This is a genomic window from Nocardia sp. NPDC004260 (genome assembly GCF_053603155.1).
In genome coordinates, this window is sequence record NZ_JBSGEZ010000001.1 from 1 (window position 1) to 14,201 (window position 14,201).

Sequence of the window (14,201 nt, forward strand, 5' to 3'; positions counted from 1 at the left end):
GCGTACGCGACAAAGGAGCAAGCGGCGGCCGCGCACACGCGAGCCATAAGGGGGCCGCGAACACCCAGCGCCGCAGGCGCTGGTAATTAGACACAGCTCACTACGACAGCCTGTAGTGCATCCGGCAGAATGGGCGCATGGGCAATGTCTTCGACCTGAGCACGGTGGCCAAGCGGTTTCGTTTCATCGCGGTGCTCGAGGCGATCTCCTGGCTGCTGCTGATCATCGGCATGGTGTTCAAGCGGATTCCGGAGCCGGTGCTGTGGCCGGTCAAGGTGTTCGGCATGACGCACGGCATCGTGTTCGTGCTGTTCGTCATCACCGCGATCGTGGCGGCGCGCGAGCTGGGCTGGAACGTCAAGACCACCGTCCTCGCGCTGCTGTCGAGCATTCCGCCGTTCTGCACGGTGCTGTTCGAGGTCTGGGCGGTGCGCACGGGGCGGTTGGGTGAGCTGAGCAACGCCGGTTCGGTCGAGTCCGGGGCCCCCGCATCCGCCACGTCGTGACAAACTGGAGGTCGTGAATCGACCAGCCGCACGCCGTCCTTCGCCCGCTGTCGCCGCCGCCATGTCCGGCGCGGTCGATCTGTCCAGCCTGAAGCAGCCCGCCGGTGGCGGGGGCGCTCCGGCCCGTGGCGACTACGCGGTATCCGAGGCCGATTTCGAGACCAAGGTGCTGCGTCGTTCGATGCAGGTGCCGGTGGTGGTCGTGCTGTACTCGCAGCGCAGTCCGGGCAGTGTCGAACTGGTGCGGACGCTGGAGCGACTGGTGGCCGCCGACGGCGGCAGCTGGGATCTGGCGACCGTCGAGGCCGAGGCCAACATGCGCATCGCGCAGGCGCTGCGGGTGCAGGGCATCCCGACGGTCATCGCGATCGCGGCCGGGCAGCCGCTGGCCGATTTCGAGGGCGCCCAGCCGGAGCCGCAGGTGCGGCAGTGGCTGAACGCCGTGGTCGACGCGGTGGCGGGCAAGCTGGAGGGCGGCGGGGAGCCGCAGCCGCAGGCCGAGGACCCGCGTTTCGCGGCGGCCGAGGCGGCGCTCGAGCACGGTGACCTGGCCGGCGCCGAGGCCGCTTACCAGGCGATTCTCGACGCCGAGCCGACGAACGACGAAGCCAAGGGCGCGCTGCGTCAGCTGCGCTTCCTCGCACGGGCCCAGGAGCTGCCGGAGTCGGCGATCGCGGATGCCGATGCCGACCCGTCGAACGTCGACGCCGCGATTCGCGCCGCCGATCTCGAATTGTTCCAGCAGCGGCCCGAAGCGGCCTTCGATCGGCTGATCGGCGTCGTCAAGCGCACTTCCGGCGACGAGCGCACCAAGGCGCGCACCCGGCTGCTCGAGCTGTTCGAGCTGTTCGATCAGGCCGAGCCGTTCGTCGTGGCCGCGCGCCGCAAGCTGGCCGCGGCGCTGTACTGAGCCGCCGTGTGGCGCGGTCGCAATCGGCTGATCGCGCCACCACCGTGGACGGAGCTCGTGTCCTGGAGTTCGGGACGAGTTCGTCCGCGGACCGGGCGCACATAGGAGTTGCGCCGGGCGACTCGTCAGGCGGGGCGCAGCCAGACCGCGCTGTGGGGTGCGAGCGTCACGGTGGCCGAGGCGGGCCGGTCGTGCCACGGCTCGGCGCTCGCCGTCACCTCGCCCAGGTTGCCGAGGCCGGAGCCGCCGTAGTCCGCGGCGTCGCTGTTGAGGATCTCCAGCCACGAGCCCGCGTGCGGCAGGCCGATCCGGTACGCGTCGTGCGCCGACCCGGAGAAGTTGTAGACGCAGGCGACCACGGAGCCGTCGGAGCCGTAGCGCAGGAACGCCAGCACGTTGTTCGCGCGGTCGTCCGCCTCGATCCAGGCGTAGCCACCGGGTGTGGTGTCCTGGCTCCACAGGGCGGGGTGGGCGCGGTAGACGGCGTTCAGGTCACGCACCAGCGTGGTGATGCCTTGGTGCAGCGGGTTGTCCCGTTCGTGCCAGTCCAGACCGCGATCGTGTGACCACTCCCGGAACTGGCCGAAATCCTGGCCCATGAACAGCAGTTGTTTACCCGGGTGGGCCCACATGTAGGCCAGCAGCGCCCGCACGCCCGCGGCTTTGGCGAAATCGTCGCCCGGCATTCTGGTCCACAGCGTGCCTTTGCCGTGCACGACTTCGTCGTGGCTGATCGGCAGCACGTAGTTCTCGCTCCAGGCGTAGACCAGTGAGAAGGTGATCTCGTTGTGGTGCCAGGAGCGGTGCACCGGGTCACGGCCGAGGAACCCGAGGGTGTCGTGCATCCAGCCCATGTTCCATTTCATGGTGAAGCCGAGACCGCCGACGTCGATGCCGCGGGTGACGCCGGGCCAGGTGGTGGACTCCTCGGCGATCGTCACGACGCCGGGGTGATGCCGATGCAGCGTCTCGTTGAGGTCCTGCAGGAAGTCGACGGCCTCCAGGTTCTCCCGGCCGCCGTGCACGTTGGGCTCCCACTGGCCTTCGGCGCGGGAGTAGTCCAGGTAGAGCATGGAGGCGACCGCGTCGACGCGCAGGCCGTCGATGTGGAATTCCTCGACCCAGTAGCGAGCGTTGGCGATGAGGAAGTTGCGCACCTCGTGCCTGCCGAAGTCGAACACGTAAGTGCCCCAGTCGAGTTGCTCGCCCCGGCGAGGGTCGGCGTGCTCGTAGAGCGGGGTGCCGTCGAATCGGGCCAGCGCCCACTCGTCGCGCGGGAAGTGGGCGGGGACCCAGTCCAGCAGGACGCCGATGCCCGCCGCGTGCATGCGGTCGACGAACGCGCGGAAGTCGTCCGGGGAACCGAATCGCGCCGTCGGCGCGTAGTAGGAGGTGACCTGGTAGCCCCACGAGCCGCCGAACGGATGCTCGGCGATGGGAAGCAACTCGATGTGGGTGTATCCGGTCGCCCGCACGTACTCGGCGAGCTGGTCGGCCAGTTCGCGGTAGCCGAGGCCGGGCCGCCAGGAACCGAGATGCACCTCGTAGACGCTCATCGGGGCGCGGGTGGGATCGGTGGCCGCGCGCTGCTCGAGCCAGGCGCTGTCCTGCCACACGTAATGGCTTTCGGTGACCACCGACGCCGTGGCCGGTGGTAGTTCGGTGGCGAATGCCAGCGGGTCGGCGTGATCGACGGTCCGCCCGTCGGCGCCGTGCACGCGGTATTTGTACTTGGCGCCCGGCTCGACACCCGGGATGAAGACTTCCCAGATCCCGGACGACCCCAGCGTGCGCATGGGTGCGGTGTTGCCGCTCCAGCCGTCGAAGTCCCCGATCACGGTGACGCCGCGCGCGTTCGGCGCCCACACCGCGAACGACGTGCCCGCGACGTCACCGTCGAGGGTGCTGTAGCGGCGCGGGTGCGCCCCGAGCACGTCCCACAGGCGTTCGTGGCGGCCTTCGCCGATCAGGTGCAGGTCGAGTTCGCCGAGCGTGGGCAGGAAGCGGTAGCCGTCGGCGCCGATGACGGTCTGGCCGCCGGGGTAGGTCGTCACGACGCGATAGTCATTGACCTCCGGGTACGGCAGCACCGCGGCGAACACGCCGTGGCCCACGGACTTCAGCACGTGGTCGTCGCCGCCGACCCGCACCGACACGGTTTCGGCGTGCGGGCGTAGCACCCGGATGGCCGTGCCGTCCGGATGGGGGTGTGCGCCGAGCACGGTGTGCGGGTCGGTATGGGTGCCCGCCGCGAGCAGCATGAGGTCGCGACGTTTCATCGCAGCGTCCTGCGGTAGGCCAGCTCGGTGCGAGCCTGCTGGGACACCGGGGGCAGGGCGATGATGTGCGCCACGGCCCGCGCGGGGTCCAATCGCACGTAATTGGTCTGGGCCCAGTGGTATTCCTCGCCGCTGACCTCGTCGTACACCACCGGGTGGTCGTGCCACTCGCGGCCGATCGCGGGCAGGTCGAGCGAGAGCATGCCCCATTCGGCGCCGAAAGGGTTGAGATTCACCACGACCAGCACCGCGTCGCCACTGACGGGATCGAGCTTGGAATAGGCGATCAGCGCGTCGTTGTCCACGTGGTGGAAATGCAGGCAGCGCAGCTGTTGCAAGGCGGGGTGGGCCCGGCGGATCTCGTTGAGCCGGGTGAGCCAGGGTTCCAGCGATTCTCCGCGCGCCAGCGCCTCGGCGAACGGGCGCGGGCGCAGCTCGTATTTCTCCGAATCGAGGTACTCCTCGCTGTCCGGGCGCACCGCCTGATGCTCGAACAGCTCGAAGCCGGAGTAGACGCCCCAGGTGGGCGCGAGGGTGGCGGCCAGGACGGCGCGGATGGCGAACATGCCCGGCCCGCCGTGCTGGAGGCTCTCGTGCAGGATGTCCGGGGTGTTCACGAAGAGGTTCGGGCGGGCCTCGTCGGCCTTCGCGGCCAATTCGTTGCCGAACTCGGTCAGCTCCCATTTGGCCACGCGCCAGGTGAAATACGTGTAGGACTGGCTGAATCCGCGCCGGGCGAGGCCGTAGAGCCGGGCGGGGCGGGTGAACGCCTCGGACAGGAAGATGACGTCCGGGTCGGTGCGCCACACGTTCGCGATCAGCCACTCCCAGAAGTCGGCGGGCTTGGTGTGCGGATTGTCGACGCGGAAGATGTTGACGCCCAAGCCGATCCAGTGTTTGACGACGCGCAGCACTTCGGCGTAGAGGCCGTCGGGGTCGTTGTCGAAGTTGACCGGATAGATGTCCTGGTACTTCTTCGGCGGGTTCTCGGCGTAGGCGATGGTGCCGTCGGGCAAGGTGGTGAACCACTCGGGGTGCGCCTCGACCCACGGATGGTCCGGCGCGCACTGCAAGGCGAGGTCGAGCGCGACCTCGAGGCCCAGTTCCCGCGCCGCCCTGACGAACTCGGCGAAATCGGCGTCGGTACCCAATTCCGGATGCACGGCGTCGTGACCGCCGTGCCGCGAGCCGATGGCCCACGGCGAGCCGACGTCGCCGGACTCCGCGGTGAGCGCGTTGTTGCGGCCCTTGCGGTTGACCTCGCCGATCGGGTGGATGGGCGGCAGGTACACCACGTCGAAGCCCATGGCGGCGATGCGCGGAAGATCCTTGGCCGCCGTGACGAAGGTGCCGTGAACCGGCTCGCCGGTGGCGTCGCGGCCGCCGGTCGAGCGCGGGAAGAACTCGTACCAGGAGCCGTAGAGCGCGCGGTGCCGCTCGACCAGGACGGTGTGCTGCGGCCCGCGGGTGACCAGGTCGCGCAACGGCGTGGCGCGCAGGATCTCGGCGACCTCCTCGGTGAAGGCCGGGGCCACCCGTGCGGGGAGTTGCTCGTCACCGCGCAGCGCGGCGGCGACCGCGCGCAAGCGCTCGAACTGTTTCTTCGGGACGGCCTGCGCCGCGCGGTCGAACAGGCGAGCGCCCAGCTCGAGATCGTTGGCCAGATCGACGGCGCTCTGCCCGACGGCAAGCTTCGCCTCGACCGCCGATCGCCAGGTCGCGATCGGATCGCTCCAGCCTTCGATCCGGTAGGTCCAGGCTCCCGGCGTGTTCGGTGTGAAGGTCGCGTTGAAGACGTCGGGCTCGTAGTCCGGCGTCATGCGGACGCGGGTGGGTCGCGACGCGCCGGGGGCGCGCACGACGAGTGTGGCGGCGACGGCGTCGTGCCCCTCTCGCCAAACCACGGTGCGCACCGGGAATACCTCGCCGACCACCGCCTTGGCGGGCCGGCCGCCGGGGATGGACGGGGCAGTGTCATCGATAGCGATGCGGCCGGTCACGGACCCCAACCTACCGGCAACCGCCCTTTCGGACCGGACCAGCCGATTTTTCGTGCCCGGTTCCGGCTTCTCACCGTGGCGGGCGAACTGGGCGTTCGCCTCAGCGTGCGTCGGCGGCGAGGCCCAGGCCGAGCGCGACCAGGACCACGCCGAGCGCACGCTCTACCCGCTGCCGGATACCGGTGCGGCGCAGCCATGCGCCCGCGCGGTCGGCGGCCAGGACCACGCCGACGCACCACGCGGTGTCGATCACCAACTGGATGAGCGCCAGGATCACCACCGTGGGCAGCACCGGCCCCTCGGAGGGAAGGAATTGGGGAAGGATTGTCAATCCGAAGACCGCCGCCTTGGGGTTGGCCGCGATCGAGATCAGCGAGGCGCGGAACGCGGCGGCGGGCGTGTGACCCGCGGGGAGCATCCTCGTCATCGCGCCGCCGAACTCCTCGCCACCACGGGCATTCCGCCACGCCTGCACCCCGAGCCAGATCAGGACCAGCGCGCCGATGACGTGCACGGCCGTGTTCATGGCGCGGTTCGCGACGAGCAGGACGGACAGTCCAGCCCCGCCCGCCAGCGTCCAGCCGAGTACGCCGATCTCGTTCCCGGCCACCGCCGCCAAGCCCGCGCTGCGGCCGTCCCGGACCGCGCGCTGCAAGAACAGTGCGGTCGCCGGTCCGGGGAGCGCGGCGAGGACCAGGCAGGCAGGCAGGAATTGCGGAAGAACGTCGACCCAGTGCGGCATCAGCCGATGCTGTCATCCCGGCCCTGCTCGGGCTACCGATTTCTCCGCCTTCGGAAGTGAGGTGCCCGGGTGGCCGCGGACGGAACTCGCTCGTCCACTGGGTGGCCACCCGGGCGCTCAACTCGACATGCCCGAAACGCCGATCACGGCATGACCATGCACGCGAAGCCGAGGTTCATCCCGTTGCCCACCGTCATCACCGGTGAAGTCCAAGCGGGCGTGGCGCCTTGCGTCGCGGAAATGGTGTGTTGCCCGGTCGCCTCGGGGATCCAGACCGTGGTGGCCTGGCTGCCGACCACCGGTGCGGGGTTCGGTGAGAAGGTGCCCCCGGCACTGTCGGCGAACTGAACCGATTCGGTCGAGGGATTGTTGTCCACCGTCGCCGTCACCCGGTACTGGCAGTTGGTTCCGTAGTTTCCGAAGCCGAAACTGGTGCCTTGGGCCGGGCTGGCGGTCGCCGTCGTGACCGCCGCGCCGGCGGCGGGTGCGACGAGAACGAATGCCGCCGCGAGCGCTCCGAACCCTGTGATCGCTGCTCCAGCGCGCGACCAGCGCCGATCGCGGGCGCGATTTGGGTGTGCTGTCATCCACATCTCGATCACTCCCGTACTGATTCGGTTGGTGCGGCCGGTTGGTCCGCACAGCTTGTGGGTTTGCCCCGCGTCCCGGAGTTCACAAGCGAGCGCGGGTCTCGATCGGGTAGCGGGAACGGGTGGCGATGTGCGTCGTGTGGCCGTTCCGTGACGATGCAGAGCGTTACGCTGCCGGGAAACACGCTGGTGGGAAGGTTGTTCCGGGCCGTGGTCGGGCAGGGTGCGTCCCGCGGTCGGCGTGTAGGTTCTACCCAATGAAGGCATTGCGTCGTTTCACCGTCCGTGCCCATCTGCCCGAGCGTCTGGCCGCTCTGGGGGAGCTCGCCACGAATCTGCGCTGGTCGTGGCATCCGCCGACGCAGGACCTGTTCGCTGCGCTCGATCCCCGGCGGTGGCAGGAGATGGGGCACGACCCGGTCCGGATGCTGGGCGAGGTGCCCGCGGCGCGGTTGGACGAGCTTGCCGCCGACCCTGACTACGTCGCGCGTGTGGACTCCGCAGCGGCGGACCTGCGCGAGTACTTGGCCGCGCCGGGCTGGTTCCAGCGCCGGGCGGGCGAGGAAGGGGTGCGGGGCATCGCCTACTTCTCGATGGAGTTCGGCGTCACGGAGGTGTTGCCGAATTATTCGGGCGGCCTTGGCATTTTGGCCGGAGACCACCTGAAGGCCGCCTCCGACCTCGGCCTGCCGCTGATCGGCGTGGGATTGCTGTACCGCTCGGGTTACTTCCGGCAGTCGCTGACGACGGACGGCTGGCAAGCCGAGCACTATCCGGCGCTGGATCCGCAGGGCTTGCCGCTGCGGGCGCTCACCTCCGGCGGTTCGCCCGTGCTGATCCACGTCGCGATGCCCGACCACAGGGTGCTGCGTGCTCGGGTGTGGATCGCGCAGGTCGGCCGGGTTCCGCTGTTGCTGCTCGACTCCGACATCGCCGAGAACGACCCGGAGTTGCGTGCGGTGACCGACCGGCTCTATGGAGGTGACCAGGAGCATCGCATCCGTCAGGAGATTCTCGCTGGCATCGGCGGTGTGCGGGCGGTGCGCGCGTACACCGCGTCCGCCGGACTGCCCGATCCCGATGTGTTCCACATGAACGAGGGCCACGCTGGTTTCCTCGGCGTGGAGCGGATCCGCGAATTCGTCGCGGCCGGGCAGGATTTCGATTCCGCGCTCGCCGCCGTTCGGGCGGGCACGGTGTTCACCACGCATACGCCGGTCCCAGCGGGCATCGACCGGTTCCCCATGCCGATGGTGCGGCGTTATTTCGGCGGTGCGCACGGGGAATCCGAATCCGCTTTGCTGCCGGGGCTTTCGGTGGACCGGATCGTGGCTCTCGGCCGGGAGGCCGATCCGTCGGTCTTCAACATGGCGCACATGGGCTTGCGCCTGGCGCAGCGCGCCAACGGCGTGTCGAAGCTGCACGGCGAGGTGAGCCGGTCCATGTTCGCTTCGCTGTGGCCGGGCTTCGACCCGGCGGAGGTGCCGATCGGTTCGGTCACCAACGGTGTGCACGCCACCACCTGGGCCGCGCGCGAGTGGGTGGACAAGGCACGCGAACACATCGGCGCGGAGCTGGTCGAGGAGGGCCGCGGCTGGGAACGGCTGCGCGACGTCGATCTCACCGAGTTGTGGTCGACCCGCAACACCCTGCGCGGCATCCTCGTCGAGGAGGTGCGCCGCAGGCTGCGCGCGTCCTGGTTGCAGCGTGGCGCCGCGGCGGCCGAACTCGGCTGGGTGAACGGCGTTTTCGACCCCGATGTGCTGACCGTCGGGTTCGCCCGTCGGGTGCCGACCTACAAGCGCCTCACCCTGATGCTGCGCGATCCGCAGCGGCTGCGCGCGCTGCTGCTGGATCCGCTGCGGCCGATGCAGTTGGTCGTCGCGGGTAAGAGTCATCCGGCCGACGACGGCGGCAAGGCGCTGATCCAGCAGGTGGTCCGCTTCGCCGACGATCCCGAGGTGCGGCACCGGATCGTCTTCCTGCCCGACTACGACATATCGATGGCTCGCTACCTGTACTGGGGCTGCGACGTCTGGCTGAACAATCCGCTGCGCCCGCTCGAGGCCTGCGGCACCTCCGGCATGAAATCCGCGCTGAACGGCGGGCTCAATCTCTCCATCCGCGACGGCTGGTGGGACGAGATGTACGACGGCGAGAACGGGTGGGCCATTCCGACCGCGGAGGGCGTCCGGGACGAGCAGCGCCGCGACGATCTGGAGGCCGCCGCGCTCTACGACTTGTTCGAGCGTGCGGTAGCGCCGCGTTTCTACGAGCGCGACGCGTCCGGGATGCCGGTGCGCTGGGTCGAGATGGTTCGCCACACGTTGCAGACCTTGGGGCCGAAGGTGCTGGCTTCCCGGATGGTCCGCGACTACGCGGTGGAGTACTACGCTCCCGCCGCCGCGGCGTCGCAGCGGGCGACGGCCGACGATTTCGCGGTGGCGCGCGCCATCGCCGAGTACCGCCGCCGGGTCGAGTCGGCGTGGCCCTCGGTCAAGGTGATCCAGGTGGACAGTGCGGGGCTGCCGGACACGCCGGTGATCGGGGCGCGGCTGTCGCTCACCGCGCGGGTCGAGCTCGGTGGCTTGAGCGTGCAGGACGTGGTGGTGCAGGCGGTGCTCGGCCGGGTCTCGTCGACCGACGATCTCTCCGACACCACGACGATCCCGATGACGCACGTCGGGTCCGACGCGGGCGCCGAGCTGTTCACCGTGGACACGCCGCTGCCGCTGTCCGGCGCGGTCGGGTACACCGTGCGCGTGCTGCCGCACAACGATCTGCTGGCTTCCGACGCCGAGTTCGGGCTGGTCTCCGCTCCGAGCGCCTGACTCCGGTGGCGCCGGTCACGGTGGCGCCGCCGCGGGTGTCGCGGGCAGTGAACCGTCGGCTACCGTGCCCTTGGCCCGCCCCGAATCGTTCCCGCACTGGAGTCACCCATGGTCACCGACGTTCTGCACCGGACCCGAGGACGCCTCGACGGATACTTCGGGGTTCGCTCGACCGGCTCGACCGTCAAGCGCGAACTCATGGCGGGGACGGTCACGTTCCTCGCCATGTCGTACGTCCTCGCGGTCAACCCCGCCGTGCTCGGCGACCAGGGCGCGCTGGGTGACAAGGGCATCCCGATGCAGGCGGTGTTCACCGCGACCGCCGTCGCCGCTGTATTCGGCACGCTGGTCATGGGGCTGTGGGCGCGATATCCGATCGCGCTCGCGCCGGGCATGGGACTCAACGCCTTCTTCGCCTACACGGTGGTGCTCGGCATGGGGATTCCCTGGCAGGTCGCGCTGTCGGGCACGTTCCTGTCCGGCGCCATCTTCTTCGTCTTGGCGGTGACGCGGATTCGCGAACGCATCCTCAACGCGATCCCGATGCAGTTGAAGCTCGCCGTGGGCGCAGGCATCGGATTGTTCGTCGCCTTCCTCGGCTTGAAGAACGCCGGGATAGTGGTGAACAGCGAGGCGACGCTGGTCACCCTGGGCGATTTCACCAAGGGCACCACCTTGCTCGCCCTGTTCGGGTTGCTGGTGACCGTGGTGTTCCTCGTGCGCGGCTGGCACGGCGCCGTGCTCTACGGCATCGTCCTGACCACCCTCGTCGGCATCGTCAGCGGCTTGGTCGCGCTCCCCAAAGGCTTGTTCGCCGCGCCGCAGGGGCTCGAGCAGACCTTCGGTCAGGCGATCGTCCATCTGCCCGACGCGTTCACCGGTCAGATGGTCGTGGTGGTGCTGACCATGCTGTTCGTCGATTTCTTCGACGCATCCGGCACGCTGATCGGCGTCGCGAACCAGGCCGGGCTGCTGGACGAGAACGGTAAGTTGCCGCGCGCGGCGAGCGCGCTGGCGGCGGACTCGGTGGGCACCATGGCGGGTGCGGTCATCGGCACCTCGACCACCACCGCCTACGTGGAATCGACCGCGGGCGTCTCGGCGGGCGGACGGACCGGGCTGACCGCCGTCACCACGGCGGGCTGGTTCTTCGTGGCCATGTTCTGTTTTCCGATCTTCGCGGTCGTCGCGGGTTCCAGCGAGGTGACCGCGCCCGCGCTCATCGTGGTCGGCATCCTGATGGCCCGCTCGCTGGGGCAGATCGACTGGAACCGCCTGGAGTACTCGGTGCCCGCGTTCATCACCATCGTGATGATGCCGCTGACGTACTCCATCGCCAACGGCCTGGCCATGGGGATGCTGCTGTACCCGGTGGTCATGGCGGCCAAGGGCCGCGTCAAGGACGTGCATCCGGCGATGTGGGCACTGATGCTGGTGTTCCTCGGCTACTTCTTCTTCCTCGCGGAATGACTTTCCGCTCGCCCGAGCGCTGAACCATCCTTCCCGCCCGACCGTGGAATAGACCGAGAGGTTGGGCAGTTGCCCCCGTTCGTGCGATAATCGGACCGCAGTCCGCTTTCTTCGCCGAAGTAACGATCATGTCCGGGAACGACAGCGCAGGGATGAGGACCACCATGACTTTCAAATCCGTACTCGAAAGAACCGGAACCGATTCCGACCTGGACCGAATCGCCCCCGACATCGGCCTGCTGGTCGTGCGAGTCGTCTTCGGTGGCCTGCTCGCGGCGCACGGCGCGCAGAAGCTGTTCGGCTGGTGGGGCGGGCCCGGTCTGCAAGCCAACGCCGACGGCTTCGAGAAGATGGGCTACAACCCGGGCAAGGTGTTCGGGACGCTGGCGGGGCTCAGCGAACTCACCGGCGGCCTCCTCCTGCTGCTCGGTCTGCTGACGCCGCTGGCCGGAGCGATCGTGCTGGGCACCATGATCAACGCGATCAACGCCACCTGGGCCGGTGGCCTGCTGGGCGGTTACGAGATGGGCCTGCTGTTCGCGGTGGTCGGCGCGGCGCTGCCCTTCACCGGGCCGGGCAAGTTCTCGTTGGACGCCGGGCGTCCGTGGGAGCGCCACGGATTCGTGTGGGGTGTGGGAGCGCTGATCCTCGCCGTCGTCGCGGGCGTGCTCACGTTGATCCTGAAGTGGGTGCTCTGAGCCCGCCGCGCAGACGGATTCGCGGCGCTCGCGTTGCCGGCCATGCTGTTCGAGGTGGCGTGGTGGCCGTGCGCCGTTGTCACACCTTCGCCGCGGCGGCCAGCCTGCTCAGTGCTTTGACCACGACCTCAGGGTCGGCTGTCTCCCAGTACGGCGGCAGCGACGCGCGCAGGTATCCGCCGTAGCGAGCGGTCGCGAGGCGGGAATCGAGGATGGCCACCACCCCGCGATCGTCGACGCTGCGCAGCAGGCGGCCGGTGCCCTGCGCGAGCAGCAGAGCCGCGTGGTTGGCGGCCACGGTCATGAAGCCGTTGCCGCCGCGCATCTCCACGGCGCGTTGCCTGGCCGCCAGCAGCGGATCGTCCGGGCGGGGGAAGGGGATGCGGTCGAGGATCACCAGACTCAGCGACGGTCCCGGCACGTCGACGCCCTGCCACAGCGACAGCGTGCCGAACAGGGAGGTCTCCGGGTCGTCGGCGAACTTGCGGACCAACGCGCCCGTCGCGTCCTCGCCCTGGCACAGCACCGGTGTGTGCAACCGTTCGCGGAGTGCGTCGGTGGCCGCGCGGGCGGCGCGCATCGAGGAGAACAAGCCGAGGGTGCGCCCGCCCGCGGCCGTGATGAGTCGCTCGATCTCGTCCAGGTAGGCCGGTGCGAGCCCGTCGCGGCCCGGCGCGGGCAGGTGTTTGGCGACGTAGAGGATGCCGGACTTGGCATGGTCGAACGGTGAGCCGACATCGAGCGAACTCCAGCGCACGCTGTCGGCGTCCGACGGCGCCTGCGCGCCGTTCGCGGTGGCCGGGTCGGTGCGATTGCCCGACTGCGCGGGCAGGCCCCAGGTGACCGCGAGGCCGTCGAACGAGCCGCCGATCTGCAACGTGGCGGAGGTGAGCACGACGGTCGCGGCGCCGAAGAGCCTGCTGCGCAGCAGCCCGCCCACCGACAGCGGCGCCATCCGCAGCGACCGGCGCACAACACCCCGGATCTCGTCGGCGGCAAGCCAGATGACGTCGCGGCGGGCGGCGGGATCGGGCTCGTCGAACGCCGTCAGCGCGCGGACCGCGCTGTCGTGCACCTCGTCGAGCGCGGCCAAGGCCATGGTGCGGGCGGCGGAACTCTCCGGGTCGCCCTGCGCGGTGGTGCTGCCAGGGGGCGCGAGCGCGGTGCGCGCATTCCACGCGCCGTCGCGGACCAGGGCCAGTACCGGCGCCACGCCGTCGGGCAGGGTGTCCCACCGGGCGGCGGGCAGCTCGTCCAGCACGGTGTGCCAGGCCTCCGCGGCGCCCTCCAGGCGGTCGATCTCCTGCTCGTCGATGAGCTTGGCGCAACGCCGGGCCGCCGCGCTGATCGCGGCGGAGGTCAGTTCGGCGGTTGCCACGCCGGTGACCCGGTCGACCAGCTCGTGCGCCTCATCGATGACCACGACGTCGTGTTCGGGGAGCACCTGGATGCCGCTGATCGCGTCGATGGCCAGCAGCGCGTGGTTGGTCACCACCACGTCGGCCTGCGCCGACTCGGTTCTGGCGCGCTCGGCGAAGCAATCCTGGCCGAAGGAGCAACGCGACTTGCCCAGGCATTCCCGCGACGACACGCTCACCTGCCGCCAGGCCCGATCGCTCACGCCGGGAGCGAGTTCGTCGCGGTCGCCGGTGTCGGTGTCGGAGGCCCATTCGTTGAGCCGTTGCACTTCGCGACCGAGGCGCGAGATCGCGAACGCGTCGAACAACTCCGCTTCGGCGGGCTCGTCCGGTACGGCGCTGTTGATCTTGTTCAAGCACAGATAGTTGTTGCGGCCCTTGAGGATCGCGAACTTCGGCGTGCGCCCCAACGGGCCGCTCAGCGCCTCGGCCAAGCGCGGAAGGTCACGGTCGACCAGCTGACGTTGCAGCGCGATCGTGGCCGTGGAGACCACCACCGTGCGGCCGGTGCGCACGGCGTGGCGCAGGCTCGGCACCAGATACGCCAGCGACTTGCCGGTGCCCGTGCCTGCCTGTACGGCGAGGTGCTCCTTGGTATCGATCGCGTGGTCCACCGCCGCGGCCATCGCCACCTGCCCGGCGCGCTCCTTGCCGCCCAGCGCGTGTACGGCGGTGGCCAAAAGATCGGATACGGGGGGCAGTTCGGGCACGCGAGCAGCCTACTCGGCGCCTCCGACAGGGCAGGGCGGTCGCGGAG

The 14,201-nt window shown here is 69.6% G+C and carries 10 protein-coding genes; 5 read left to right on the top strand and 5 right to left on the bottom strand.

Annotated features, from left to right (window positions below):
* Positions 1-137: 137 nt before the first annotated feature.
* Complete coding sequence (locus tag ACWEO7_RS00005; protein WP_355075568.1) at positions 138-506, top strand: DUF3817 domain-containing protein; 369 nt, start codon at positions 138-140, stop codon at positions 504-506.
* Positions 507-567: 61 nt separating this feature from the next.
* A complete protein-coding gene (locus ACWEO7_RS00010; protein WP_452420024.1) occupies positions 568-1,416 on the top strand; it encodes a tetratricopeptide repeat protein in 849 nt (282 codons plus the stop codon).
* 125 nt (positions 1,417-1,541) lie between these two features.
* Here ACWEO7_RS00010 and glgB read toward each other — a convergent pair whose 3' ends face one another.
* The 4 genes from glgB to ACWEO7_RS00030 all read right to left on the bottom strand — a co-directional run bounded on the left by glgB (position 1,542) and on the right by ACWEO7_RS00030 (position 7,024).
* Positions 1,542-3,695 (bottom strand): 1,4-alpha-glucan branching protein GlgB, encoded by a 2,154-nt coding sequence (gene glgB, locus ACWEO7_RS00015; protein WP_452419806.1) that lies wholly within the window; start codon positions 3,693-3,695, stop codon positions 1,542-1,544.
* Positions 3,692-5,695, bottom strand: coding sequence for a maltotransferase domain-containing protein (locus tag ACWEO7_RS00020; RefSeq protein ID WP_452419807.1), 2,004 nt, complete (start codon positions 5,693-5,695; stop codon positions 3,692-3,694). Before ACWEO7_RS00020 ends, glgB begins: the two co-directional genes overlap by 4 nt.
* A 100-nt stretch (positions 5,696-5,795) precedes the next feature.
* Positions 5,796-6,437: a LysE family translocator gene (locus tag ACWEO7_RS00025; RefSeq protein ID WP_452419808.1), complete on the bottom strand. Its 642-nt coding sequence runs from the start codon at positions 6,435-6,437 to the stop codon at positions 5,796-5,798.
* Positions 6,438-6,580: 143 nt separating this feature from the next.
* Positions 6,581-7,024 carry a hypothetical protein gene (locus ACWEO7_RS00030; RefSeq protein ID WP_355075574.1) on the bottom strand — a complete coding sequence of 148 codons (444 nt, stop codon included), beginning with the start codon at positions 7,022-7,024 and terminating at the stop codon, positions 6,581-6,583.
* A 260-nt stretch (positions 7,025-7,284) separates the two neighbouring features.
* Here ACWEO7_RS00030 and glgP point away from each other — a divergent pair, with 260 nt between their 5' ends.
* The 3 genes from glgP (at position 7,285) to ACWEO7_RS00045 (ending at position 12,026) form a co-directional block, all read left to right on the top strand.
* On the top strand, positions 7,285-9,858 hold the full coding sequence (gene glgP, locus ACWEO7_RS00035) for an alpha-glucan family phosphorylase (RefSeq protein WP_452419809.1): 2,574 nt from the start codon (positions 7,285-7,287) through the stop codon (positions 9,856-9,858).
* A 108-nt stretch (positions 9,859-9,966) separates the two neighbouring features.
* Entirely contained in the window at positions 9,967-11,328 is a 1,362-nt protein-coding gene (locus tag ACWEO7_RS00040; protein ID WP_450025140.1) for an NCS2 family permease, read from the top strand.
* Positions 11,329-11,492: 164 nt separating this feature from the next.
* A complete protein-coding gene (locus ACWEO7_RS00045; protein ID WP_452419810.1) occupies positions 11,493-12,026 on the top strand; it encodes a DoxX family protein in 534 nt (177 codons plus the stop codon).
* 79 nt (positions 12,027-12,105) lie between these two features.
* On the opposite strand, the gene ACWEO7_RS00050 is transcribed toward ACWEO7_RS00045, so the two are convergent.
* Positions 12,106-14,154, bottom strand: a complete 2,049-nt coding sequence (locus tag ACWEO7_RS00050) for an ATP-dependent DNA helicase (protein ID WP_452419811.1) — start codon at positions 14,152-14,154, stop codon at positions 12,106-12,108.
* Positions 14,155-14,201 lie beyond the last annotated feature (47 nt).